1 protein-coding gene is annotated in these 234 nt (G+C 46.6%); it reads left to right on the forward strand.

Going from position 1 to position 234, the window contains the following annotated elements:
* Positions 1-234: hypothetical protein (locus FS736_RS24770; RefSeq protein ID WP_186326953.1), on the forward strand; the 234-nt coding region annotated here is incomplete at both ends.

Here is a 234-nt window from a genome sequence, read left to right on the forward strand (position 1 = left end):
ATAGATGGTGAAATAATAGCGGGTGTGGCTGAATTGGTGGAAAGTGATGATGGAATAGGTGTTGAAGATGAAGAGGAAGGGAATGAGGAGTGGAAAGCGGAGGGAAGGATAGAGGTTGAGGTTGAAATGGGGGTGATTTTTGATGATGATTGTGGGGAACTGGAAAAATGGGAGTTGCTGTTTGGAGACCAGGATCGGGATGGAAGGGAAGAGGTTGGATTTGGTGTGTGCGTT

Source organism: Cytobacillus oceanisediminis 2691 (assembly GCF_007678455.1).
Taxonomy (GTDB): Bacteria; Bacillota; Bacilli; order Bacillales; family Cytobacillaceae; genus Mesobacillus; species Mesobacillus oceanisediminis_A.